Origin of the sequence: Burkholderia sp. AU33545 (assembly GCF_020419685.1) — a bacterium.
Classification (GTDB): Bacteria; Pseudomonadota; Gammaproteobacteria; order Burkholderiales; family Burkholderiaceae; genus Burkholderia; species Burkholderia diffusa.
Genome location: NZ_JAIZRQ010000003.1, coordinates 716661 through 742600, shown reverse-complemented (window position 1 = coordinate 742600; position 25940 = coordinate 716661). Strand labels below are relative to the sequence as shown.

Here is a 25940-nt window from a genome sequence, read left to right as displayed (position 1 = left end):
GCTTCGCACCGCTAAAGAATTCACCGAAGCTGCCGTATTCCTTACGGTATGCGGTGGCGCGTGCGTTCCGCCTCTCTCCCTCTCGACTCAGGATTCCTATGAGATTGACCCAATTGGGCCGGGCGAGCGTCGGCGCGCGCCTCGCCGCGCTGGCGTGCGTGCTCGTCGCGCTGCTGTTTACCGCCTTCGCATGGGCGCTCGCCCATTTCGCCGGCCAGCAACTCGCCGACGAGGCCCATGCGCGCATCGCGGACAAGGAGCAGTCGATCCGTGCGATGGTCGAAATGTTCGACAAGGCGCTGTCCGCCGAAGCCACCCGCGCGATGGCGCTGTTCGCCAGTTTCCTGCCGGCCGATTTTGCGCTCGACCCGGCCCGCACCGTCGACATCGGCGGCGTCGCCGCGCCGACACTGTCCGCGGGCGGCCAGCCGCTCGACCTCGATTACGCGATTCCCGACCAGTTCCTGAAGAAAAGCGGCGCGATCGCGACGATCTTCGCGCGCGACGGCGACGATTTCGTCCGCATCACGACGTCGCTGAAGAAGCAGGACGGCTCGCGCGCAGTCGGCACGCGCCTCGATCGCGCGGGCCCCGCCTACGCGCCGCTCGTCGCCGGACGCAGCTATACGGGCCTCGCGAAACTGTTCGGCCGGCCGTACATCACGCAGTACAAGCCCGTCACCGACGCGACGGGTCGCGTGATCGGCGCGCTGTTCGTCGGCCTCGACGTCGGTGCCGAGCTGCAAGTCGTGCAGGACGGCATCCGGGCGTTGAAGATCGGAGAAAACGGCTATTACTTCGTGCTCGATGCGTCGCCGGGTACATCGCGCGGCACCTTCGTCGTCCATCCCGACGCGGCCGGCCAGCGCGCGGACGACGCGCGCGCGCCGTACACGCAGATGCTCGCCGCCGGCCAGGGCCGGCTCGCTTACACGTCGGCCGATCCGGCCGCGCACGACGCCGCGCCCAGCGCCAAATTCGTGTCGTTCACGACGATTCCGCAATGGCAGTGGCTGGTCGGCGGCATCGCGCTCGACGACGAACTGCTGGCGGGCATGCGCACCATCCGCAACCGTTTCCTGATGATCGCGGCCGTGCTCGTCGCGGCGTTCGCGGCGTTGTTCCTCGTCGTCGTGCGACGCGTGGTGAGCCGACCGCTCGATGCGGCGGCGCGTGCATCGGAACGCTTCGCGGCCGGCGACCTCAGCATCCGCATCCGCGACGGCGCCGCCGCGCGCGGCGCGGCGGGCAACGACGAGATCGGCCGGCTCGTGCAGGCGGTCGACGGAATCGGCGACGGCCTCGCGCGGATCGTCGCGCAGGTGCGCAGCAGCTCGTCCGACATCGCGCGCGGCACGGTCGGCATCGCGGCCGGCAGCGGCGACATCGCGGCGCGGATCGCGACGCAGGCGAGCAGCGTCGAACAGACGGCAGCCAGCATGGAGCAGATCACGGCCGCCGTGCAGCAGAACGCCGAACACGCGGCGCAGGCGAACGCGCTGGTCGCCGACGCATCGGCCGCCGCGACCGACGGCGACACGGCCGTGCAACGCGTGGTCGCGACGATGGACGACATCGGCCGTGCGACGCGCCGGATCGCCGACATCACCGGCACGATCGAAGGCATCGCGTTCCAGACCAATATCCTGGCGCTGAACGCTGCCGTCGAGGCCGCACGCGCGGGCGAGCACGGCAAGGGCTTCGCGGTGGTCGCGGCCGAAGTGCGCACACTCGCGCAGCGCAGCGCGGCCGCGGTCAAGGAAATCGACGCGCTGAGCGCCGAATCGTCGACGACCGTCGAACAGGGCTATCGGATCGCGGACGCCGCGCGCGGCACGATGCGCGACATCGTCCAGCGCGTCGATCAGGTCAGCACGCTGATCGGCGAGATCAGCGCCGCGTCGCGCGAGCAATCGACCGGCATCGAGCAGGTGAATCAGGCCATCACGCAGATCGGCGAGGCGACGCAGCAGAACGCGACGCTGATCTCGGATGCGGAACGCGCGGCCGTCGCATTGCGCGACCAGGCCGCGCAACTGGCGGAAGCCGTCAGCGTGTTCCGGCTGGCCCGCGACGCGTGACGCACGACGAACGGCCGGGCAACTGCCCGGTCGCGTCGATTACTTCTTGTCCCCGGCCAGGTCGATCGCCTTGTCCGACCCGACCGCGTTACGCAGCTGGAATTTCTGGATCTTGCCGGTCGACGTCTTCGGCAACTCACCGAAGCGCACGACCTTCGGCACCTTGAAACCCGCGAGCAACTGCCGGCAGTGCGCGACGATTTCCTCCTCGGTCGCGCTCATGCCGTGGCGCAGCTCGACGAACGCGCACGGCACCTCGCCCCATTTCGGGTCAGGCATCGCGACCACCGCCGCGACCTCGACGGCCGGATGCCGGTACAGCGCGTCCTCGACCTCGATGCTCGAGATGTTCTCGCCGCCGGAAATGATGATGTCCTTGCGGCGATCCTTGATGCGGATATAGCCGTCCGGCGTCAGCACGCCGAGATCGCCCGTATGGAACCAGCCACCGTGGAATGCCTCGTCCGTCGCGTGCGGGTTCTTCAGGTAACCCTTCATGCAGATGTTGCCGCGGAACATGATCTCGCCGAGCGTCTCGCCGTCGGCCGGCACCGGCGCCATCGTGTCCGGGTCGAGCACCGTCGCGCCCGCTTCCAGGTGATAGCGCACGCCCTGCCGCGCATTGAGCCGCGCGCGCTCGTCGTCGGGCAGTTCGTCCCAGTGCGCCTGCTTCGCGCACACGGTCGCCGGGCCGTAGACCTCGGTCAGTCCGTACACGTGCAGCAGGTCGAAGCCGATCTCCTTCATCTTCGCGATCACGGCCGGCGCGGGCGCGGCACCGGCGACCATCGCGTGCACCGTGTGATCGATGCCCGCGCGGAACTCGGCCGGTGCATTCGCCATCGCGCTCTGCACGATCGGCGCGCCGCAGTAATGCGTGATGCGTTCGCGGCGGATCAGGTCGAACACCGTCTTCGCGTCGAACTTGCGCAGGCAGACGTTCACGCCCGCGCGCGCCGCGACCGCCCATGGGAAGCACCAGCCGTTGCAATGGAACATCGGCAGCGTCCAGAGATACACCGCGTGCTTCGGCATGTCCCATTCGAGGATGTTGCTGATCGCCGCGAGATACGCGCCGCGATGGTGATAGACGACGCCCTTCGGGTCGCCGGTCGTGCCGGACGTGTAGTTCAGCGCGATCGCTTCCCACTCGTCGGCGGGGGGCGTCCATGCGTAGTCCGGGTCGCCGCCCGCGACGAACGCTTCGTAGTCGGTCGCGCCCGCGAAGCGCGCGGGGTCGGCCGGCATCGCGTCGGCGACGCTGACGATCTTCAGGCCCGGCACTTCGAGCGCCGCGCGATGCGCGAGCTCCGCGTATTCGGTGTCGACGATCAGCACCTTCGCTTCGCCGTGACGCAGCATGAACAGCACCGACGAAATGTCGAGCCGCGTGTTGATCGTGTTCAGCACGGCGCCGGCCATCGGTACGCCGAAGTGGGCCTCGACCATCGCCGGGATGTTCGGCAGCAGCGCCGCGACCGTCTCGCCGCGCGCGACGCCGGCCCGCGCGAGCGCGCTCGCGAGCTGCTTCGCGCGCTTGTAGGTCTCGCCCCACGTGCGCCGCACGTCGCCGTGCACGATCGCGAGGCGCTCGCCGTAGACTTCGGCCGCGCGGACCAGAAAGTCGATCGGCGTGAGCGGCACGTAGTTGGCCTCGCGGCGGCCGAGTCCGGCCTCGAACATCTGCGTCATGATCCTGTCTCCCGTTTTCTGCCGGCCGGCGTGCATGCACCCCGATCGGTTTTGATGTGGTTCAATTGCCGATAGCCTAACGGGCGCTATTGTGAGCCGTCTGTCATCGAAACGACAGAGTGCCCGATGAACGCTGCGCGTTATCCCTATCCTCGCAAACCCGCACCCATGCACGATCACTCCGTTGCGCCGCCCGACGCGGCCGCTCCGTCGGACCACTCGCCGGCCAACCCGCCGGCCGACCCGGGCCCGTTGCCCGCCCTGTCCGCGCTGTTCGGGCAGTGCGCGTGGTTCCGCGCGCTGGCGCCGGAACACCAGGCGCTGGTGCTCGCGCAGTCCCATGCGGAACGGCACGAAGCCGGCGACGTGATCGCGCAGCGGCTCGCGCCGTCCGAATACTGGATCGGCGTGCATCGCGGACTGCTCAAGCTGGCGATCTTCAACGCGTCGGGGCGCGGCTGCACGTTTTCCGGCGTGCCGTCGGGCGGCTGGTTCGGCGAAGGCAGCGTGATCAAGCGCGAGCTGCGCAAGTACGAAGTCGTCGCCGTCCAGCGCTCGATCGTGCTGTTCGTCCCGGTCGACACGTTCCATGCGCTGCTCGACACCAGCCTGCCGTTCACGCGCTTCGTGATCCATCAATTGAACAACCGGATGGGCGAGTTCATCGCGTCGATCCAGAACAGCCGGCTGCTCGACGTCGACGCGCGCGTCGCGCAGGCGCTCGCGCAGTTGTTCAACCCCGCGCTGTACCCGGACACCGGTCCGTCCCTCGCGATCTCGCAGGAGGAACTGGGGATGCTCGTCGGCGTGTCGCGGCAGCGGATCAACCAGGCGTTGCAGCAGCTCGAGAAACTCGGGGTGCTGCGGCTCGCGTACAACCAGATCGAGGTCGTCGATCTGGCCGCGCTGGCGCGGGTCGGGATGGAACAGATCTGAGCGACGCCGGATGAGTGGAACCGTCGTCGATGCGGCATCCGCATACGGCACGGCGGCGGTTTCCGGGTGCCTGCGCCCGCGCGCCTTTCATCCGATGAATCGGCCTTTCGTCGCCCCGCCCCAACCTGACAATTCCGCCAGTTTCGCGCCAGTGACCCGTTCCGCCCCGACGCCTATCATTCGGGTTCCCTTCACCGACGCCTGATCACCGCCTGTCCCGCTGCCTCCATGTGGATCGTCAATCTCGCGCTCAGGCGCCCCTACACGTTCATCGTGATGGCCATCATGATCGTGCTGGCCACCCCGCTTGCGCTGATGCGCACGCCTGTCGACGTCCTGCCGGCGGTCAACATTCCCGTCATCAGCGTGATCTGGAATTACAACGGCTTCTCCGCGAAGGAGATGACCAACCGGATCACGGCCGTCCATGAACGGATCCTGACGACGACCGTCAACAACATCCAGCACATCGAGTCGACCTCGCTGCCCGGCATCGCGGTCGTGAAGGTGTTCCTGCAGCCCGGCGCGAACGTGCAGACGGCGATCGCGCAGACGGTCTCGTCCGCGCAGGCGATCGTGCGGCAGATGCCGCAGGGCGCGACGCCGCCGCTCGTGATCACCTATTCCGCGTCGAGCATCCCGGTGATCCAGCTCGGGTTATCCAGCAAGACGCTCAGCGAACAGTCGCTCGCCGACATCGCGCTCAACTTCCTGCGCCCGCAACTGATCACGATCCCGGGCGCGCAGATCCCGTTTCCGTACGGCGGCCGCACGCGCGTGGTCGCGATCGACCTCGACCCGCAGGCGCTGCTCGCGAAGGGCCTCACGCCCGCCGACATCGTCAACGCGGTCAACGCGCAGAACCTCGTGCTGCCGACCGGCACCGCGAAGATGGGCCAGACCGAATACCGGATCGACACGAACGCGTCGGCCGACACGGTCGCCGACATCAACGGCCTGCCGGTGCAAACCGTCAACGGCGCGACGACCTACCTGCGCGAAGTCGCGTCGGTGCGCGACGGCTTCGCGCCGCAGACCAACGTCGTGCGCCAGAACGGCCAGCGTGGCGTGCTGATGTCGATCCTGAAGACCGGCGACGCGTCGACGCTGAAGGTCGTGTCGGACCTGAAGGCGTTGCTGCCGAAGGTGATCCCGACGCTGCCCGAAGGGCTCACGATCACGCCGCTGTTCGACCAGTCGGTGTTCGTCAACGCCGCCGTGCAGGGCGTGATCCGCGAGGCGCTGATCGCGGCCGTGCTGACCGCGATGATGATCCTGCTGTTCCTCGGCAACTGGCGCAGCACGCTGATCATCGCGATCTCGATTCCGCTGTCGATCTTCACGTCGCTGATCGCGCTCTCCGCGCTCGGCGAGACCATCAACATCATGACGCTCGGCGGGCTCGCGCTCGCGGTGGGGATCCTGGTCGACGACGCGACCGTCACGATCGAGAACATCGAGCGGCACCTGCATCTCGGCACGCGCCGGGCCGACCCTGGCGAGCCCGGCAGCCCCCTCGGGGGGCCGCGACCGGAGGGCGCGCTGGGGTCCTCGTCGAGCACCAACCTGCACGATGCGATTCTCGAAGGCGCGGGCGAGATCGCAGTGCCCGCGTTCGTATCGACGCTGTGCATCTGCATCGTGTTCGTGCCGATGTTCTTCCTGACGGGCGTCGCGCGCTTCCTGTTCGTGCCGCTCGCCGAAGCCGTGGTGTTCGCGATGCTCGCGTCCTACGTGCTGTCGCGCACGCTCGTGCCGACGCTCGCGATGCTGCTGTTCCGCCCGCAGCAGGCCACCACCGGCCCCGACCACTCGACGTCGCGTTTCGCGCGCCTCCATCACGCGTTCAACGCCGCGTTCGAGCGGCTGCGCGCGTGGTACATCGTGCTGCTCAGCATCCTGCTGGTGCGCCGCCGCTTCTACGCGACGTGCTTCCTCGGCTTCTGCGTGCTGTCGACCGGCCTCGCGTTCGTGCTCGGCCGCGACTTCTTCCCGAACGCCGATTCCGGCAACATCCGGCTGCACATGCGCGCACCGACCGGCTACCGGATCGAGGAAACCGCGCGCCTCGCCGACCAGGTCGAGCGCGTGATCCGCGAAGCCGTGCCACCCGACGAACTTGGCGCGATCGTCGACAACCTCGGGCTGCCGGTGAGCGGCATCAACCTGTCGTACAGCAACAGCGGCACGATCGGCACGCTCGACGGCGAACTGATGATCGCGCTGAAGCCCGGCCATCGCTCGACCCAGCACTACGTACAGACGCTGCGCACGCTGCTGCCGCAGCGCTTCCCCGGCGTCGAGTTCTTCTTCCAGCCGTCGGACATCATCACGCAGATCCTCAACTTCGGTCAGCCGGCCGCGATCGACGTGCAGGTGCTCGGCAACGATCTCGCGAGTAACATGGCTATCGCGAGCAGCCTGATGAAAAAGATCAGGCAAATCCCCGGCACCGTCGACGTGCACGTACTGCAGCGCAACGACGAACCGACCCTGGTGGCCGACATGGACCGTACGCGCATGCAGCAGCTCAGCCTCTCCGCGCAAAACGTCGCGCAGAACATGCTGATCTCGCTGTCCGGCAGTTCCCAGACGACCCCGTCGTTCTGGATCAACCCGCGCACCGGCGTCCAGTACCCGCTGCAGATCCAGACCCCGCAATACAACATCGCGTCGATCGACGACCTGCTCGGCACGCCGATTTCCGCGAGCGGGCGCACGGGCATGCCGCTGCAGCTGCTCGGCAACCTCGTGCAGATCCACCCCGTCTCGAACCCGGCCGTGATCACGCATTACAACATCCGCCCGGCGATCGACCTGTACGTGAGCGTCGAGGGCCGCGACCTCGGCTCGGTCGCGGGCGCGATCGACCGGATCGTGTCCGACGCGCGCGCGACGCTGCCGCGCGGCACCGACCTCACGGTGCGCGGCCAGGTCGAGACGATGCGCACGTCGTACATCGGTCTCGGCGCGGGCGTCGCGATGGCGATCGTGCTCGTCTACCTGCTGATCGTCGTGAATTTCCAGTCGTGGCTCGATCCGCTGATCATCATCAGCGCGATGCCTGCCGCGCTCGCCGGCATCGCGTGGATGCTGTTCATCACCGGCACGCACCTGAGCGTGCCCGCGCTGACGGGCGCGATCATGACGGTGGGCGTCGCGACCGCGAACAGCATCCTGGTCGTGTCGTTCGCGCGCCAACGCCTCGCCGCCGGCGCACCGCCGCTCACGGCCGCGCTCGAGGCCGGCGCGACGCGGATCCGCCCGGTGCTGATGACGGCGCTCGCGATGATCATCGGGATGGTGCCGATGGCGCTCGGTCTCGGCGAAGGCGCCGAGCAGAACGCGCCGCTCGGCCGCGCGGTGATCGGCGGCCTGCTGTTCGCCACCGTTTCGACGCTGCTGTTCGTGCCGCTCGTGTTCGGCGGCGTGCATTCGCGGCTGGCCCGCCGGCGCGCGCGCCAGGCCGGACGCTGACTTTCGCCCCTAGCCTCTAGACCCGGTCAATTCATGGAAGAGAAACATCACAGCTCCGTCGGCATCCAGGTGGACGAACACGGCATGCACCTGCCGACGCGCACGTCGGTGTCGCGGCGCGGGCGGATCGTGCTGATCGTGGTCGGCGTGCTGCTGGCCGCGGGCGCCGCGCGCACGATCGTCGTCAACGTGCTGAACCGCAACCGGCTCGACGCAGTGGCCGAGCAGAACACGCGCCAGTACGTGAACGTCGTGCATCCGGTCGATGCGGCCACCGGCGGCAAGCTCACGCTGCCCGGCACGTTGCGCGGCTTCGTCGAGGCGCCGATCTATGCGCGCGCGAGCGGCTACGTGCTGCGCTGGCAGGCCGACATCGGCGCGCACGTGAAGCAGGGGCAACTGCTCGCCGAGCTCGACACGCCCGAGCTCAACCAGGAACTCGCGCAGGCCACCGCGCAGCGTCAGCAGGCGCAGGCCGCCCTCGCGCTCGCGAAGACGTCGTTCGACCGCGCGCAGCAACTGCGCCAGCGCGATGCGGTGTCGCAGCAGGAACTCGACGACCGGCAAGGCGCGTTCAACCAGGGCAGCGCGAACCTCGCGGCGGCCGATGCGAACATGCGCCGGCTCACCGAACTGAAGGGCTTCCAGCGCATCGTCGCGCCGATCGACGGGATCGTCACGCAGCGCAACGTCGACGTCGGCGACCTCGTCAATTCCGGCAACGCGGGCCGCTCGCTGTTCACGGTCGTGCAGGCCGACCGGCTGCGCCTGTATGTGCAGGTGCCGCAGGCGTATGCGCAGCAAATCAAGGTCGGCCAGCACGTGAGCGTCGCGCAGGCCGAGCTGCCTGGCCAGACCTTCGACGGCACGATCACGCGCACGTCCCAGGCAATCGACGTCGCGACGCGCTCGCTGCAGATCGAGATCACGCTGCCGAACCCGGACGGACGGCTGCTGCCCGGCGCATACGTGCAGGCGACGCTGCCGATGACGCCGGTCGGCCGCCTGCAGATTCCGGCCAACACGCTGCTGTTCCGCGCCGAAGGGCCGACCGTCGCGACCGTCGACGCGAACGGCCAGGTGCGCCTGAAGGCGGTGACGGTCGCGCGCACGATCGGGCAGACGCTCGAAGTGGACGGCCCGCTCACGCCGAATGACCGCCTCGTCGCGAACCCGAGCGATGCGCTCGCGAACGGCGACGCCGTCATCGTGCAGGCGCCGCCGGTCGTGAAGCCGGCGTCCGCCGCCGCGGGAGCGAAGTCGTGAGCGCGATGCGCGCCCGCCGGCGCCCCGCCGCGCTCCTGGCCGCCGTCGCGGTCGCGGCCCTTGCCGGCTGCACGGTCGGCCCCGACTACCGGCGCCCCGCCGTCGAGACGCCGGCCGCCTGGCGGCTCGACCCGGCAGACGCGTACTGGCACCCGGCCGCGCCGGCCCGTGCGCCGCTCGATCCGGCCTGGTGGACCGCCTTCGGCGACGCGCAGCTGGACGCGCTCGAAGCCGACGCGTTACGCAACAACCAGAACCTGAAGGCCGTCGCCGCACGCTACGATCAGGCAAAGGCGACGCTCGCGTCGGTCGCGTCCGCGCAGTATCCGGCCGTCGGCCTGAACGCGAGCGGCCAGCGCTTCAAGATCTCCGCCGACCGGCCGCAGACCAACTACGCGACGCGGAGCACGTCGACCGTCCAGAACGACATCCAGGTCGGTGCGAGCGCCAGCTATGAACTCGACCTGTTCGGCCGCGTGCGGCGCAGCGTCGAATCCGCGCAGGCCAGCTCCGTGCAGGCGCGCGACGATTTCGCGAACGCGCGCCTCGTGCTGACCGCCGATCTCGCGTCGAGCTACTTCGCGCTGCGCGAGCTCGATACCGAGATCGACGTCGTCAAGCGCTCGATCGACCTGCAGCAGAAGGCGCTCGACTACGTGAGCGCGCGCCACGACCTCGGTGCGGTGTCCGGCCTCGATCTGCTGCAGCAACGCGCGCAGCTCGACGCGACGCGCACGCAGGCTCAGCTGCTGATCCAGCAGCGCGCGCAGGTCGAAACCGCGATCGCGACGCTGGTCGGCACGCCGGCCCCCGAATTCTCGCTGCCGCCGCGCGTGGTGGCGATCAACGCGCCCGCGCTGCCGACCGGGATGCCCAGCGACCTGCTGCAGCGGCGCCCCGACGTCGCGTCGGCCGAACGCGCGATGGCGGCCGCGAACGCGCAGATCGGCGTCGCGCGCGCCGCGTATTTCCCGCGCATCACGCTGTCGCCGGACATCGGCTGGGATGCGACGCGCTTCGCGGGCCTGTTCACCGTGCCGGCGCTGCTGTGGTCAGTCGGCGCGTCGGTCAGCCAGCCGCTGTTCGAAGGTGGCAAGCTGAAGGCCGGCGTCGATTTCGCGCAGGCCGGCTACGTGGCCGCGCAGGCCAGCTACCGGCAGACCGTGCTCACCGCGTTCCAGGAGGTGCAAAATGCGGTGACGGGCCTGTCGGTGCTGGCCGAAGCCGCGCAGCAGGCATCGGCGGCCGTCGACGACGCGCGCAAGCTCGTGTCGCTCGCACAGGACCGCTACGCGGGCGGCCTCACGCCGTTCATCGACGTGCTGACCGCCCAGCAGCAGTTGCTGACGAGCGAGCGCCAGGCCGTGCAGATCCAGGGCCAGCGCGCGGCGCTCGTCGTGTTTCTCGCGAAGGCGCTCGGCGGCGGCTGGGACGGCGGCGCGACCGGCGGCGCCACGCCGACCGACGTCGCGACGGCAAACCTCCCGCGCGCCGCGAGCGTCGGCCCCTAACCCGGTTACAAGGACAAACCCATGAAAGTCCTGATCGTCGAAGACGAACCGAAAGTCGTCGAATACCTGAAGAGCGGCCTCACCGAGGAGGGCTGGGTCGTCGACACCGCGCTCGACGGCGAGGACGGCGCGTGGAAGGCCGTCGAATTCGAATACGACGTGGTCGTGCTCGACGTGATGCTGCCGAAGCTCGACGGCTTCGGCGTGCTGCGCGCGTTGCGCGCGCAGAAGCAGACGCCCGTGATCATGCTGACCGCGCGCGACCGCGTCGACGATCGCGTGCGCGGGCTGCGCGGCGGCGCCGACGACTACCTGACCAAGCCCTTCTCGTTCCTCGAGCTGATCGAGCGGCTGCGCGCGCTGACGCGCCGCGCGCGTGTGCAGGAATCGACGCTGATCTCGATCGGCGACCTGCGCGTCGACCTGATCGGCCGGCGCGCGTCCCGCGACGGCACGCGCCTCGACCTGACCGCGCAGGAATTCCAGCTGCTCGGCGTGCTCGCGCGGCGTAGCGGCGAGGTGCTGTCGAAGACGACGATCGCCGAACTCGTATGGGACGTGAACTTCGACAGCAACGCGAACGTCGTCGAGACTGCGATCAAGCGCCTGCGCGCGAAGCTCGACGGCCCGTTCGCGGAGAAGCTGCTGCACACGATCCGCGGCATGGGCTACGTGCTCGAGGCGCGCGAGGACGCCGACAACGAGAGGCACGCATGAAACGCTCGATCACCCTGCGTCTGTCGGCGATGTTCGGCATCGTGTCGCTGCTCGTGTTCACGCTGGTCGGCTGCGGGCTGTTCGTGATGATGGAGCGCCAGCTGTTTGCCGAACTGCGCGCGACGATCGACACGCGCGCGAAGGTCGCGCAGATGATCGTGTCGCACGCGACCACGGCCGCGCGCGGCCGCCTGATGCAGGAAAAGCTCGCCGACCTCGAACCGCCCGACGGGTCGACGCGTTACCAGATCGACAGCCCCGACGCCAACTTCCGCTTCGGTCATCCGGTCGACGGCATGCCCGTCGGCAAGCCGTTCGGTGCGTTCCAGCAGTACGCGCTCAACCACAGCAGCTACGACGTGATGACGAAGACCGTCCCGATCGCGGGCAGCGGGGAGCGCCCCGATCTGAAGCTGATCGTCGCGTCGTCGTGCGAGCGTACGCAGCGGATGCTGCGCCGTTTCGTGTGGACGCTCGCGGCGCTGATCGCGATCGCTACCGTCGTGACGCTGCTGCTGGGCCGCGCGGTCGCGCGCTTCGGGCTCGCGCCGCTCGAACGGCTGTCGCAGGACGCGGCGGCGATCAACGCCACCAACCGCCGCCAGCGGTTGCACACCGACGCGCTGCCGACCGAGCTGCGCGATCTGGCCGCATCGTTCAATGGCGCCCTCGAGCGCATCCAGCAGACCTACGCGCGGCTCGAGGCGTTCAACGCGGACGTCGCGCACGAGTTGCGCACGCCGATCAGCATCCTGATCGGCCAGACCCAGGTCGCGCTGACGAGCCGTGACCGCTCGGTCGACCGGATGCGCCAGACGCTGCAGTCGAACCTCGAAGAATTCGAACGGCTGCGCGTCATCATCAACGACATGCTGTTCCTGTCGCGCAGCGATCGCGGCGAGCGCGCGACCGACCTGAAGCACGTGTCGCTCGCCGACGAAGTGCGGCGCATGCTCGACTTCCTCGAGATTCCGCTGGACGAAGCGCAGTTGCGCGCCGAACTGCACGGCGATGCGCACGCAGCCGTCGACCCGTCGCTGTTCCGCCGCGCGATGACCAACCTGCTGATCAACGCGATCCAGCATTCGGCGCCCGGCGCGACGCTGAACGTGACGATCACGCCGCGCGACACGCTCGTCGACGTATCGGTTGCCAACCCCGGCGAACCGATCGACCCCGTGCAGCGCTCGCACGTGTTCGAGCGCTTCTACCGGCTCGAGGAAGCGCGCGCGAACAGCAAGGAGAACCACGGGCTCGGGCTGTCGATCGTCAAGGCCGTCGCGGAGATGCACGGCGGCAGCGTGTTCGTCGCGTGCTCCGGCGGCGTCAATACGTTCGGCTTCTCGGTGTCGACGCAGCTGTGCAGCGTCGGCCCGCTGCGCGCGGCCGACGCGGGCGACCCGCACGCGCTGCGGCCGGCGCACGCGCCGCGCGCGGTGCACTGACGGCGCCCGCGCCTGTCGGATGCCCCAACCGCGCCTGAGCGGCGCCTGCCTGCCGCGAACGCGGCCCGGGACGCGTCACACGCGTGACTTGCTGCCCTGCTCGCGCCACGCCCGCGGCGACATCGCAAACCGCTCGCGGAACACGCGGCTGAAATGCGACATGTCGTTGAATCCCCAGCGCAACGCGATGTCGGACACGCGCAGCATCGCGCATTGCGGATTCACGAGATCCTGCGCGCACCGCTCGAGCCGCAGGTTCCATACGTAACGCATCAGCGACGTGTTCTCCGCCTCGAACAGCTTGTTGATGTAGCGCGACGACATGCCGATCGACTGCTCGATCATCATCGGGTTCAGCTCCGGGTCGCGCAGGTGCTCGAGCAGATGCCGCTTCACCCGCGTCAGCGTCAACGCCTTCATCCTTGATTGCGCGAGGTCGTTGCGCTGCAAGCCCCCGACCGTCATCGCGATCAGCGAGATCGCGGTATCCGACAACTGCCGCATCTCGTCCTCGGACACGTTACGGATCTGCGACGACATCTGCTCGAGAAACGCGCGCATGACGCTGCCGACACCCTCCCCGGTTTGCGTCGGGCACGCCGTACGGTGCTCCATTCCGACGACGAGCTGGTTCAGGGTCGTGCGGGGAATGCTGACGACGATCTCGCGCCACGACTGGCCGAACGTCAGGTGGTGAGGCCGTGTCGCGTCGTAGATCGCGAAATCCCCGGGGTGCAGCGTGACGATCTTGCCGTCCTGCTCGACCGATTGGCTGCCCTCGAGCATCAATACTCCGAAATACTTGTCCTCGTACTCGCTCCGCGCCTGGCGATAACGCCGGATCACGGCCTGCTCGCTTGCGTAGATCTCAGAGATGCGCATCTTTTCGCATCTACGCTGCCGAACCTGGCCGAAGAAATCGGCTTTCTGCACGGCCGCGATCTGCACGTCCGCGAACAAGCGCAGAATCGTCTCGCGCCAGAATTCGATACGCTGGCTGATCGAGCCGTTGGTCGCCACCTCGATTGCCGAATTCGTTCGTTCGCCCGGCGGGCTGTCGGAGTCCAAGCCGGGCGCGTCGCCGCTTGCGGCGCGCGGGAAAGGACGCATCGTCATGGTCGTGCCCCACATGGGTTGGCAAATACGCAGCCGGTAGCGTGCCCGTTCAAAAGCACATTGTCCAATCGATTCCACCGCGCCCGCCGCGTTGCCGGCCGGACCGACACGCAACGCGGCGGCGAGGCTCCGGGCACGTTATGCGAATGTCGCCTGACGCCAGTCGGAAGATTGTTCATACGCATACGCACAGCGATAGATCGTCGCCTCGTCGAAGCGGCGCCCGACCAGTTGCAGCCCGATCGGCAGATCATCGGCGACGCCGCACGGGAGCGACATGGCCGGATGCCCGGACACGTCGAACGGCGCGGTATTCGCAATCATCTCGAACGCCCGCGTCAGCGACTCGGACATCGCACAACCCGGCTCCGGCAGTTTCGACGCACGCATCGGCACGGTCGGCATCAACAACACGTCACAAGACTGCAGCGCCGCGTCGTAATCCGCCCGCAAACGCCGCGCGATGTTCTGGCACTTCGCGTAGTAGCGGCCGCGATACCGGCTCGTGAAATACTCGCCGAGCAACATCGTCACCTTCACGGTATCCGGCAGCTCATCAGCGCGCTCGCGCCAGCCCGCATGGTGATCGATCATGCCGGTTACGTACAGGCCACCCCAGTTGAAACCGTGGCTGTTGCCCTTCATCATCTGCTGCGTCGCGCCCTCGGCCGCGATCGGCAACCAGATCGCGGTGCCGGCCGCATGCAGCGGTACCGACACTTCGGCGACGCTCGCACCCAGCTTGCGCAACCGGTGCGCGGCAACCAGCACGGCCTCGTCGACGACTTTCTCCGAATTCGCGAGCCCGAACGCTTCGCGCAGAATGCCGATCCGCAGGCCGGCGATGCCGTCGCGGATCGCGCCGAGATAATCGGCGCGCGGCGGCAGCGCCCGCTGGCGCGGATCGAGTCCGTCGTCGCCCGCGATGACATCGAGCAGCAACGCATTGTCGAGCACGCTGCCCGTCATCGGCCCGAGATGATCGACCGTCGCCTCGATCGGCATCGCGCCGGTGTACGGCACGAGCCCGTGTGTCGGCTTCATCCCGTAGATGCCGCAGTAGGCGGACGGGATCCGCACCGAGCCGCCCTGATCGCCGCCGAGCGCCATGTCGACCTCGCCGCTCGCGACCAGCGCACCGCTGCCGGACGACGAGCCGCCGGACGAGTGCCCGGCCTTGCGCGGATTGTGCACCGGCCCCGACGCGCTCGTGTGCGAGCCGCCGGAAAAGCAGTAGTACTCGCAGGTCGACTTGCCGGCGATCGTTCCGCCAGCGTCGAGCACCCGCGTGACGACGGTCGCATCGACGTCGGGCACGTAGCCCTCGAACGTGCTCGAGCCATTGCGCATCGGCACGCCGGCGACGCAGATGTTGTCTTTCACGACCACCGTCCTGCCGCGCAGCTTGCCGTCGGCGGCACCGTGGATCGTGCTCTTGCGCGCCCATGCGCCGTAACGGTTCTCGTCGCCTTCCGGGCGGTAGCCCGGCGTGCGCGGATACGCGACGACGGGCAGATAGTCGGGCAGCGCGTCGATCGCATCGTAGGCGTCGAAATTCGCCTGCAGTACGTCGTCGTATTCGGCGAGTTGGCGGGAATCGAGATGAAAGCCGAAGTCGGCTGCAATATCGGACAGTTGTTCGCGGGTCGGGCGTTTGATGGCCATCGACGTTCTCCAGTTCGGTAAGCGGCACCGCCGGCCCCGGCGGTGCCGGCGGGATTCAGCGGGCGACGGCGTCGCGCATCATCCCGGTGCGCGGATGGCAGTTCACGTATTCGTAGACCTGATGCTTTGCGTCGAAGACGGAAACCTCGTGATACAGCCGCAGTTTCGACAGCCCGGTGACGACGCGGAAGAAGGTGACGAAGATCCGCAGGTGCGTCGGATGGGATTCGGCCCACCGTTCGAGGCGGTCGAGCGAGCGCCAGTGGCCGATGTTGTAGCTCTCGTCGAGCACGTTGCCGTCGAGATCGATCGAGCGCACGTAGCGATTGCTGTAGCAGCCGACGTCCGTGCCGTTGTCGCGCAGGAAGTCCATCCCGCTGCGCAGCGTCGGCTCGATCTCCTCGAGATACAGTCGGCGCTCGTCGCGCTCCGCCGCGCGCCAGTCCTGACCGGAGCGAATCAGCGCGATGTTGTCGTGCGCCAGCACGACCACGCGGCCGCCGCGGGCCGGATCGCCCTCGACGACGCGCAACTCGCCGTCCGCGCTCATCCAGTCCGTCTGCGAAATCGGGAACCGGTCGCGCATCGATCCCCAGTAGCCGTGCTCCTCGATCTCGCCGCTGACGCCGTCCATGATCGCGCCGACGCCGGGGAAATCGCTCGTAAATGCGTAAAGCGTCTCGAACTGCTCGGCGCGCGGTGCGACGATTTCCCGGAAGTAGCCGATGCCGTCCGCGAGGCGTGCGTCGGAGGTCCACCATTCGACGAGCGCCGGCGACGTAATCCAGCGCGCATACGCGGCCGGATCGCGCCAATAGCCGACGGCAATCAGGTTCTCGTAACCCTGGTCGTCGGTGTGTTGCGTCAGATCGTAGTTTTTCGGCCCGTCCTGCGCACCGAAATCGGCGACGATCCGGCGCAACGCGGCCAGTGCCGCCGCGCGCTTGTCGGCGCCGCTGTATTGCACGCCGAAATAGCCCATCACGACCTGGCTCAGGTCTTCGGCGGCCCGGGCGACGTACATCGGGAACGGCGGCTGGTAGTCATCCGCGACGCGGCGCGACAGCGTCCGCGGGCAGACCAGGTGTTTGTCGATGGCGGATTCCATGCATGACCTCTCTGGAAAGGGAATCGGATGTCGAGGTATCGACGTTGGGAACACGGAGCCACATGCACCGGACGTATCCCGGCGCATGCGGGTGGTCAGAAGATGTGCGCGTAACGCAGGCCCGCGAGCACGCTGTTCCTCGGCCCGTTGCGCACGCTCAGGTCGGTGCCGAGCTGGATTTGCACCTGATCGGCCTTCGTCACGAATTTCGCCGCGCTGATCCGCATGCGCGTCGTGCGAAGCGCGTCGTTGTTGTCCGCGCCGTCGACGCTCGTTTCACCGCCCCAGAGCTGGGTGATGCCGATCGCGAGCGACGTGCCCGGATCGGGCATGTAACGCACCATCGCCTGTGCGCTGTAGCTCATCCGCTGATGCAGCGTCGTGCCGCTCGCGCCGTACGACCTGTTGTTGCCGTACCAGATCGCGTCGCCGACGAGATCGAGTGCCCACTGTGGCGAAAAGTGCTTGATGTAAGCCGCCTGGAAATCGAGCGACCAGCGATTGGCACCGAGATTGAGACCGCGGTTCTGGTCGTAACTCCCTGTCGGCGCGTATACGTAGATGGTCGCGGCGGCGACGTCCTTCGCGTCGTTGAGGCGAAATTTCAATGGAGCCGTCAGGATCACGTCTCCGACACCATTCGTACTGCCAAGCGAACTTGCGTTGCCGAAGCTGCTGACGTGACCGAATGGCAGCAACACCTGCGGATCGATCGTGAGCCTGTCGGTGAGCTGGAACACATGCAGCAGGCGGGCGATGCCGACATTGGACTGCAGATCGAAATCCGACGTCCGGTGGCCGTTCGCGTAGTACGCGTTCGTCGCTGAATAGTTGTAGTACAGCACGCCGATCGTCGCGCCGATCGGATACTGCTCATAGTCGCCGGGATCGACCTCGACCGCGCCCGCGTAATGCGACGCGACGGCGATCAGCGACAAGCCGATCCAGCGCGCGATTCGCTTCAGTTTCATTCTGTTGACGTTGTCCATCATGCTCCTCACCTGGTTGCGCAGACACCGCCACGCCCGCCGCATGACGAACGGGAACCGTCGCCGGACGGTGGAATCGCGGGGTGCTGGCTGACTGTTGTTCCGCCGGTACATCGGGGATGCCGGCGATTCGCGACATCGAACGGCCATCGCTTGAGGATGAGAATAGAAAGGCAAAATCCGCAGTTCTGTTTTCCGGCGGAACAAGAAATTGGCTGTGACGGATCTGCGCTTCCGATGCCATGAAGCGGTCGAAAAACGTGCGCCGGCCGCCACGGTTTTCGTGCCGGGCGCCCCGTCGATTGCCGCCAATCGCCGTGCATCCGTTGCGTGTCGGCCCCGTGCCGCGCAACGGGGCCGTCTCAGCATAGTTTCCGATCCGTGCCGGCAAAGAACCGCGCTTTTTCTCTTCTTACCCTGCTCGTCGAGCGTGGCCGACACCACGCGGCCGCACCCCGCCAGGGCAGTCCCGACGCCGTGGCGGCGGTCAATCCGAACCACCACAAGGAGCCCCACGATGAGTACGACCCCTTCCACGGAAACGGTCTCGACGCCCGGCGAACGTGCCTGGGCGCTGTTTCGCGTGATGAAAGAGAAGAACCTGATCCCCGACGGCTATATCGAAGGCCTGACCGAGCTGATGTCCACGACCTGGGATCCGGCCAACGGCGCGCGCATCGTCGCGCGTGCGTGGGTCGACCCGGCGTTTCGCGAACTTCTGCTCAAGGACGGCACGACCGCGTGCGCGCAGTTCGGCTACACCGGCCCGCAGGGCGAATACATCGTCGCGCTCGAAGACACGCCCACGCTGAAGAACGTGATCGTCTGCAGCCTGTGCTCATGCACGAACTGGCCTGTGCTCGGGCTGCCGCCCGAGTGGTACAAGGGCTTCGAATATCGTGCGCGGCTCGTCCGCGAGGGGCGCACGGTGCTGCGGGAGCTCGGCACCGACCTGCCCGACGACGTCGTCGTGAAGGTCTGGGATACGACCGCCGAAAGCCGCTATCTCGTGCTGCCCGTGCGGCCGGCCGGCAGCGAGCACATGACCGAAGAACAACTGCGCACGCTCGTCACGAAGGACGTGCTGATCGGCGTTGCGCTGCCGCGCGCGCGCTGACGCCCACCACGTTTCGCTCTCGACCTTCATCTCGGAGATCACATATGGACGGCTTTCACGACCTCGGCGGATTCCAGGGTTTCGGCCCGGTGCCGCATACGATCAACAGTCTCGGCTACAAGCCGGTCTTCAAGGAAGACTGGGAACATCTCGCGTACAGTCTGATGTTCGTCGGCGTGGACCAACTGAAAAAATTCAGCGTCGACGAGGTACGTCACGCGGTTGAACGCATCGACGTGCGCCAGCACGTCGGCACGCGCTACTACGAGCGCTACGTGATCGCGACGGCGACATTGCTCGTCGAAACCGGCGTGCTCACGCAGGATGAACTCGACCGCGCGCTCGGTTCGCATTTCCGGCTCGCGAACCCGCCGAAATCCGGGGGCCGGGCGGCACCGCCCGAATCAACGCGGTTCGAGGTCGGCGATCGCGTCGTCGTTCGCGACGAATACGTCAGCGGACACATCCGCGCGCCGGGCTACGTTCGCGGCAAAGAAGGTGTCGTGCTGCACCGGACGACCGAATCGTGGCCATTCCCGGACGCGATCGGCCACGGCGACACCGGCGCCGCGCATCAGCCGACCTACCATGTCGAGTTCCGCGTGAAGGATCTGTGGGGCGACGCCGCTGACGACGGCTACGTCGTGGTCGATCTGTTCGAAGGCTACCTGGATCGCGCGTCCGGGCAGAGCGCATGACGACGCCGGGGAATCAGGGAACGCCGGCCGCCCCGGCGCCGAGGATTCCGGTCACCGTGTTGTCCGGCTTCCTCGGCGCCGGGAAGACGACGTTGCTGAACCACATCCTGCGCAATCGCGCAGGACTGAAGGTCGCCGTGATCGTCAACGACATGAGCGAAGTGAACGTCGACGCCGACGATGTGCGGCGCAACGTCGAGCTGCATCGAGGCGAGGACGAACTGGTCGAGATGAGCAACGGCTGCATCTGCTGCACGCTGCGCGCCGATCTGCTCGAGCAGATCAGCACGCTGGCGCGGCAGCACCGCTTCGATTATCTGCTGATCGAATCGACCGGCATCTCGGAGCCGATGCCGGTCGCGGAGACGTTTGCGTTTCTCGATCGAGACGGTTTCAGCCTGAGCGAACTGGCGCGGCTGGACACGCTCGTCACGGTGGTCGACGGCGAGACGTTCGAGGACATGATCGCGTCGGCTGAACCGCTCGCGCACGACGGCAATTCCGGTCCGCCACGCAAGCTGTCGGACCTGCTGCTCGAGCAAGTCGAATACGCGAACGTGATCCTCGTGAGCCGTCTCGACCGGATCGGCCACGCGGGTTTCGACCGGCTGCGCGCAATTCTTGCATCGCTGAATCCATCAGCGCGAATCCTGCCGATGCAGCACGGCAAGGTCGATCCGTCAGACGTGCTGGATACCCGGCGCTTCGATCTGCCGGCGCTCGTCGAATCGCCGGGATGGATGCAGCGCATGCAGATCGACGAACGCCCCTCGGAGTCGGATGCGTACGGGATCGCGTCGTGGACCTATCGCGAACGTACGCCGTTTCATCCGGCGCGCCTGCTCGCATGGCTGCGTCGTCCGTGGGACAACGGCCGACTGCTTCGCTGCAAGGGCTATGTCTGGGCTGCGCACCGCTATGCCGAGATCGCCATGCTCGTGCAGACGGGCGGAGCATTCCAGTGGGGTTACGTTGGGCGATGGTGGCAATTTATCCCGCAGTCGGACTGGCCGCACGACGACTATCGTCGCGATGGCGTGCTGAAAAAATGGGAGGAGCCGGCCGGGGATTGTCGGCAGGAAATCGTGTTCATCGGGCAGTCGATCGATCACGCCACGTTGCGTCGCGAACTCGATGCGTGCCTGCTGACGGTCGAGGAAATCGACGCAGGCCCGGAGTCGTGGCTGCAGCTTCCGGAAGCTGACGCGTTCGACGCGCTCGCGACAGCCGCTCATCCGTGATGTAAGACTCGATGCCTTCGGCTGCAACGCCTGCATCCAACGACTTTCGAGCGCCGGTGAGCGCTGTGCCCGGTTCGGCGTTACGTGAATCCCGGCAGCGCCGCCGAGGGCAGTTTTCTTCAATACGGACATGCGCGGCTTCTTTAGTCTCGATGCGACTTTCACATTCGCATGGAGACACATGATGAGCATGCTGGTTTCGATGGCCGCGTTCGCGCTGGCGTCGTCGATCACGCCCGGTCCCGTCAACCTCGTCGCGCTCGGCGCGGGCGCGCGCCACGGTCTCGGCGCGAGCCTGCGCTATGCGGCCGGCGCGACGCTCGGCTTCGTCGCGCTGTTCTTGCTGATCGGCCTCGGGCTGCACGCGGCGCTCGCGCGCTGGCCGATGCTGACCACGGCCACCCAATGGTCCGGGATCGCGTTCCTGCTTTACCTCGCGCTGCGGCTGGCGCTCGACGACGGCCGGCTGTCGGCCGATCCGGACGCGCCACACGTCGCCGGCCCGTCGGCGGCGGCCGGCGCGGCGATGCAATGGCTGAATCCGAAGGCGTGGCTTGCGTGCGTGGCCGCGATGGGCGCGTATGCGGCCGATGGCGATCGCGCGCAGGTGTGGCAATTCGCGGCGCTGTATCTGGTGATCTGCTTCGCGTCGATCGCCTGCTGGGGGTATGCGGGTGCGTCGCTGCGGCACTGGCTCGCAAATGCGCGGCGGATGCGGCTGTTCAACCGCGCGATGGCGCTGCTGCTCGCGGGCAGCGCGCTTTATCTGCTCGATGTTTAGTGCCGTTTTCGATGTGTGGTCGCGGCGCGCGTGCCGCCGGCGACCGATGACACAGGCCGTCGCCGGTGTGCGGTGTGCGGTGTGCGGTGTGCGGTGTGCGGTGTGCGGTGTGCGGTGTGCGGTCTGCGGTCTGCGGTCTGCGGTCTGCGGTGTGCGGTGTGCGGTATGCGGTATGCGGTATGCGGTGTGCGGTATGCGGTATGCGGTGTGCGGTATGCGGTATGCGGTGTGCGGTATGCGGTATGCGGTATGCGGTGTGCGGTGTGCGGTGTGCGGTGTGCGGTGTGCGGTGTGCGGTGTGCGGTCTGCGGTCTGCGGTCTGCGGTCTGCGGTCTGCGGTCTGCGGTCTGCGGTCTGCGGTCTGCGGTCTGCGGTCTGCGGTCTGCGGTCTGCGGTCTGCGGTCTGCGGTCTGCGACGCCGGCACCGCCCCACGGTTCGCCGGTCAACTCGCGGCGCTTCGATACTGCCCCGGCGTGGCGGCCGCGATGCGCCGGAATGCGCGCTGGAAATGCGCCTGGTCCGCAAAGCCCGCATCGAGGGCGACCTCGGCGATCGGCCGGCCGCGGCGCAGTTCCGCGCGGCCGTACTGCACGCGACGGTCGACCAGGAACGCATGCGGCGTCATCCCGTAGCGGGCGTTGAACGCGCGGATCAGGTAGGACGGCGACAGGTCGGCGGCCGCGCAGATCGCATCGAGCGTGACGGTCTGACGGCAATGCGCAGCGATGTAGTCGGCCGCACGCGCGAGCTTCGCGTTGTCGGCCCCGCGCCGCGTATCGACGGGCAACTCGCGATCGAGCGCGCCGTGCAGCCGCGTGAAGAATTCGACCGCCGCGCTTTCCTTGCCAAGCGGATCGATGCCGGGTGCCACGAGCGTGCGGTAAAAGCCGCCGAACTGCGCGAACAGGTCGCGCCGTGCCGTCAACTTTGGCGAAAAACCGTGAAAATCGCTGTTCGGGTCACGCCCGAGCGCATGCTGCAGCCGTGCGAGCCACGGCACGTCGACATAGACCATCCGGTACGCCCATGCGTCGGGGCCATACGGATTGCACGCATGCACCTGCTCCGGATCGATGATCACGAGCACGCCGCGCCCGACGCGTTCCTTCGTCGCACCGTTCAGGTAGGTGCTCGTGCCGCCGACGATCGCGCCGAGCGAAAACGTGTCGTGCGTGTGCTTCGCGTAGCAGAACGTCCGGCCGTCGTCGACGGTGCGCGCCTCGATGAACGGCAGCGCGGCGTCGCGCCAGAACGGCGACGGCACAGCGAGGGGGTTGGCGGAACGGCTCACGCGACGGGCTCCCGGATCGGACGGCGAACGCACACCGTACAAGACTGCGCTGCGCGATGCAACCGCGACACGACACTTCGCGGCCGGATCGCCTAAGCTATGAATTCGGCCGCCGCGGCCCCTGCGGCGGTTCCCGTTCCCTCTTCCAACCGGTACATTCATGCACATCGATCTGACAGGCAAGACTGCGGTCGTCACCGCTTCCACCGCCGGCATCGGGCTGGCGATCACCAAAGGGCTCGCGCAGGCCGGCGCACGTGTCGTCGTCAACGGACGCAGCGAAAAGTCGGTCGATGCCGCGCTCGCACTGCTGCGCAGCGCGGTACCCGGCGCGGACATCGACGGCGTCGCCGCCGACCTGGCCGACGCATCCGGCGTCGCGCGCGTCACGCAGCACACGCCGGAGGCCGACATCCTCGTCAACAACGCGGGCATCTACGGGCTGAAGGCGTTCTTCGACATCGACGACGACGAATGGGCACATTACTTCCAGATGAACGTGATGTCCGGCGTGCGTCTCGCGCGGCACTATCTGAAGGGGATGCTCGCGCGCAACACGGGCCGCGTCGTGTTCATTTCGTCGGAATCCGGCCTGAACATCCCGGTCGACATGATTCACTACGGGTTCACGAAAACCGCGCAGCTCGCGATCGCGCGCGGCCTCGCGAAACTCGCGGCCGGAACCAACGTGACCGTCAATTCCGTGCTGCCAGGGCCAACGATGTCGGAAGGCGTGCGCGCGCTGCTGAAGGAAACGGCCGACGCAACGGGCCGCAGCATCGACGACGTCGCGGTGGATTTCGTGCGCAGCGAGCGCGCAAGCTCGATCATCCAGCGCCCGGCTACGACGGAGGAAGTCGCGAATATGGTCGTGTATGTCTGCTCGCCGCAGGCCTCGGCCACGACGGGCGCGGCGTTGCGCGTCGACGGCGGCGTGGTCGACACGATAGCGTGACGACTGCGTGACACGCTCGCACGGCGCATGTCGGCCGCGCTACCGCGAAGCCGCCTTGTCCGACTGAAGCGTGCCCTTGCGGTCGGCGTCCATGCAGGTATCGAAGCCGTGTTGCGTGACGGCGCCGGCCTTGTCGAACACGACGAAGTACGCCCGGTGATCGTTGCCGTGCTCGATGAAGTAGTTGTAACAGACGCCGCTGCCGTTACGGACCATCCACACGCTGCGCGGGTTGCCGCCCGCGCGGACGACGTCGGCGCGCGTCGCGCCGTGCCGCGACGCGGCCCGCGCCAGCGGCGTGCGCGAATACGAGAACGGCAGCCACGAGTCGAACCACGCGCAACCGTGCAGCATCAGGCAACTGGCGGCCAGCGACAATGTCGCTGCGCGACGGGACATCGGAATCAATCGCATGCTTGGAAAATCTGCTGCGCCGTGCCGGCGTGATCGAAAGCCCCATGCTACTAGACCTTTGGGTCCGGATCGAAAAGAAATGTAGAGACTTGTGTCCGACGTCGCGCCCGTCGCGGCCCGGCGCACGCCCGATCGTCGCGAAACATGAGGCGCCGCGCGGGCCCGCACGCGCATCAATGCCGTTGCGCCGATGGCCCGGATCTGCGCAACGAGGCTCGTCGTCAGGCGACCCACTCTGCCCACAGCATCGTCAGCACCGTCATCAGCGCCGGGCCGACGAACAGTCCGATCAGGCCGAACGACTCGGCGCCGCCGAGGATGCCGAACAGCACGAGCAGGAACGGCAGGCGGGTCGAGCTGCCGATCAGCACCGGCCGCACGAAATGCTCGGCGACGAACACGACCACGAAACCGAGCACCAGCACCACCACGGCCCACGCGGTCGCACCCTGCACGAACAGCCAGAGCGCCGCGCCGCAGAATACGATCGGCGCGCAGAACGGCAGCATCGCGGCGACGGCCGTGACGAGGCCGAGCAGCGCCGCGTGCGGAACGCCCGCGAGCGCATACGCGACGCCGAGAATGGCGCCCTCACCCAGCCCGACGACGACCAGCCCCGTCACCGTGCCGTACACGGCCGCGACCATCCGTTCGATCAGGTCCGCCCCGCCGCGGCCGAACGCACGCCGCGCGCCCTGCAGCAACGCGCCCGACAACTTGTGGCCGGCCCTGATGATCACGAACAGCGTGACCAGCATGAAGCCGAACTCGAACAGCGCATGCGCGAGCTTCGTGCCGAACTGCCGGCCGAACGCGATGAACCGCTCGCCGCTCGCGCCATGCATCGCGGTGCCCGCGTGCAGCGGATGACCGAGATTGGCCTGCCACCACTCGGTGATCTGTGCGGCGCCGTACGGCAACCGGCCGACGACGTCCGGCAGTGGAATGCCGTTGTCCTGGATCGAATGCAGCCAGATGCGCAGGTCGTGCGCCTGCGAGATCGCCTGACCGAGCGCAATGGCGATCGGCAGCACGACCAGCAGCGACACGCCCGCGGTGATCGCGGTCGCGATCAGGGTCGGCCGGTCGCGAAACCAGCTGCCCGATTCGAAGCGTTCCAGCAACGGCCACAACGCGATCGCGATCACGCATGCCCACGCGATAGCGGGAAGAAAATCGCGGATCACCCACAGCGCGAGCACCAACAACGCCGCATACAGCACGGCGCGGGCGATCTGCTGGGCACGCGGCCGCCCGGCGGAATCGGGGGAAGGCGAGACATGTGCGCGCATGGCACCTCTGTCGAAATGAAAAAATGGCGGTTCGCATGGGCCAAAGGCCGGTGCGAACCGCCATTCTATCCATCGATACCGCCACGGCACGCGGACGCGATGCCAAGCATTGTCAAATGCGTGCCGCGCACGTCGCGCGCGCCGTGC

20 protein-coding genes are annotated in these 25940 nt (G+C 67.5%); 12 read left to right on the top strand and 8 right to left on the bottom strand.

What is annotated here, in order from left to right; all coding sequences use genetic code 11:
- Positions 1-98 precede the first annotated feature (98 nt).
- The gene (locus LGM71_RS13305) at positions 99-2081 is read left to right on the top strand and encodes a methyl-accepting chemotaxis protein (protein ID WP_226115073.1); all 1983 of its coding nucleotides are present in this window, start codon (positions 99-101) and stop codon (positions 2079-2081) included.
- Positions 2082-2120: 39 nt separating this feature from the next.
- Here LGM71_RS13305 and LGM71_RS13300 read toward each other — a convergent pair whose 3' ends face one another.
- Entirely contained in the window at positions 2121-3773 is a 1653-nt protein-coding gene (locus LGM71_RS13300) for an acyl-CoA synthetase (RefSeq protein ID WP_124623845.1), read from the bottom strand.
- Between the two features lie 168 nt (positions 3774-3941).
- Between LGM71_RS13300 and LGM71_RS13295 the strand changes: the two genes are divergently transcribed.
- The 6 genes from LGM71_RS13295 to LGM71_RS13270 all read left to right on the top strand — a co-directional run bounded on the left by LGM71_RS13295 (position 3942) and on the right by LGM71_RS13270 (position 13125).
- Positions 3942-4709: a Crp/Fnr family transcriptional regulator gene (locus LGM71_RS13295; protein WP_226115072.1), complete on the top strand. Its 768-nt coding sequence runs from the start codon at positions 3942-3944 to the stop codon at positions 4707-4709.
- Positions 4710-4937: 228 nt separating this feature from the next.
- Positions 4938-8186, top strand: a complete 3249-nt coding sequence (locus LGM71_RS13290) for an efflux RND transporter permease subunit (protein WP_226115071.1) — start codon at positions 4938-4940, stop codon at positions 8184-8186.
- Positions 8187-8219: 33 nt separating this feature from the next.
- Positions 8220-9452, top strand: a complete 1233-nt coding sequence (locus tag LGM71_RS13285; RefSeq protein WP_226115070.1) for an efflux RND transporter periplasmic adaptor subunit — start codon at positions 8220-8222, stop codon at positions 9450-9452.
- Between the two features lie 5 nt (positions 9453-9457).
- Positions 9458-10963, top strand: coding sequence for an efflux transporter outer membrane subunit (locus tag LGM71_RS13280; RefSeq protein WP_226115154.1), 1506 nt, complete (start codon positions 9458-9460; stop codon positions 10961-10963).
- A 21-nt stretch (positions 10964-10984) separates the two neighbouring features.
- Positions 10985-11680: a heavy metal response regulator transcription factor gene (locus LGM71_RS13275; protein WP_059599382.1), complete on the top strand. Its 696-nt coding sequence runs from the start codon at positions 10985-10987 to the stop codon at positions 11678-11680.
- The gene (locus LGM71_RS13270; RefSeq protein WP_226115069.1) at positions 11677-13125 is read left to right on the top strand and encodes a heavy metal sensor histidine kinase; all 1449 of its coding nucleotides are present in this window, start codon (positions 11677-11679) and stop codon (positions 13123-13125) included. The genes LGM71_RS13275 and LGM71_RS13270 overlap by 4 nt, the downstream gene beginning before the upstream one ends.
- A 75-nt stretch (positions 13126-13200) precedes the next feature.
- Here the strand turns inward: LGM71_RS13270 and LGM71_RS13265 are convergent, their stop codons facing one another.
- From LGM71_RS13265 to LGM71_RS33295, 4 genes are all read right to left on the bottom strand, one after another.
- Entirely contained in the window at positions 13201-14241 is a 1041-nt protein-coding gene (locus LGM71_RS13265; protein ID WP_226115068.1) for a helix-turn-helix domain-containing protein, read from the bottom strand.
- A 138-nt stretch (positions 14242-14379) separates the two neighbouring features.
- Positions 14380-15906, bottom strand: a complete 1527-nt coding sequence (locus LGM71_RS13260) for an amidase (RefSeq protein ID WP_226115067.1) — start codon at positions 15904-15906, stop codon at positions 14380-14382.
- A 55-nt stretch (positions 15907-15961) separates the two neighbouring features.
- Complete coding sequence (locus tag LGM71_RS13255) at positions 15962-17014, bottom strand: phenylacetaldoxime dehydratase family protein (protein ID WP_124623823.1); 1053 nt, start codon at positions 17012-17014, stop codon at positions 15962-15964.
- 95 nt (positions 17015-17109) lie between these two features.
- Positions 17110-18540 (bottom strand): transporter, encoded by a 1431-nt coding sequence (locus tag LGM71_RS33295; protein WP_226115066.1) that lies wholly within the window; start codon positions 18538-18540, stop codon positions 17110-17112.
- On the opposite strand from LGM71_RS33295, the gene nthA reads away from it, so the two are divergent.
- The 4 genes from nthA (at position 18521) to LGM71_RS13230 (ending at position 21840) form a co-directional block, all read left to right on the top strand.
- The gene (nthA, locus tag LGM71_RS13245; protein ID WP_226115065.1) at positions 18521-19120 is read left to right on the top strand and encodes a nitrile hydratase subunit alpha; all 600 of its coding nucleotides are present in this window, start codon (positions 18521-18523) and stop codon (positions 19118-19120) included. The two genes, LGM71_RS33295 and nthA, sit on opposite strands and share 20 nt — an antisense overlap.
- A 44-nt stretch (positions 19121-19164) precedes the next feature.
- Positions 19165-19818 (top strand): nitrile hydratase subunit beta, encoded by a 654-nt coding sequence (gene nthB, locus LGM71_RS13240; protein ID WP_124623814.1) that lies wholly within the window; start codon positions 19165-19167, stop codon positions 19816-19818.
- Positions 19815-21059, top strand: a complete 1245-nt coding sequence (locus tag LGM71_RS13235) for a GTP-binding protein (RefSeq protein WP_226115064.1) — start codon at positions 19815-19817, stop codon at positions 21057-21059. Before nthB ends, LGM71_RS13235 begins: the two co-directional genes overlap by 4 nt.
- A gap of 184 nt (positions 21060-21243) precedes the next feature.
- Complete coding sequence (locus LGM71_RS13230) at positions 21244-21840, top strand: LysE family translocator (protein WP_226115063.1); 597 nt, start codon at positions 21244-21246, stop codon at positions 21838-21840.
- Positions 21841-22283: 443 nt separating this feature from the next.
- On the opposite strand, the gene LGM71_RS13225 is transcribed toward LGM71_RS13230, so the two are convergent.
- Positions 22284-23132 (bottom strand): AraC family transcriptional regulator, encoded by an 849-nt coding sequence (locus tag LGM71_RS13225; protein WP_124900743.1) that lies wholly within the window; start codon positions 23130-23132, stop codon positions 22284-22286.
- A 160-nt stretch (positions 23133-23292) separates the two neighbouring features.
- Here LGM71_RS13225 and LGM71_RS13220 point away from each other — a divergent pair, with 160 nt between their 5' ends.
- Positions 23293-24087, top strand: a complete 795-nt coding sequence (locus LGM71_RS13220) for an SDR family NAD(P)-dependent oxidoreductase (protein WP_226115062.1) — start codon at positions 23293-23295, stop codon at positions 24085-24087.
- Positions 24088-24126: 39 nt separating this feature from the next.
- Here LGM71_RS13220 and LGM71_RS13215 read toward each other — a convergent pair whose 3' ends face one another.
- The gene (locus LGM71_RS13215) at positions 24127-24501 is read right to left on the bottom strand and encodes a hypothetical protein (protein WP_059599321.1); all 375 of its coding nucleotides are present in this window, start codon (positions 24499-24501) and stop codon (positions 24127-24129) included.
- A gap of 221 nt (positions 24502-24722) precedes the next feature.
- Entirely contained in the window at positions 24723-25793 is a 1071-nt protein-coding gene (locus LGM71_RS13210) for an AI-2E family transporter (protein WP_151049518.1), read from the bottom strand.
- Positions 25794-25940: the final 147 nt, after the last annotated feature.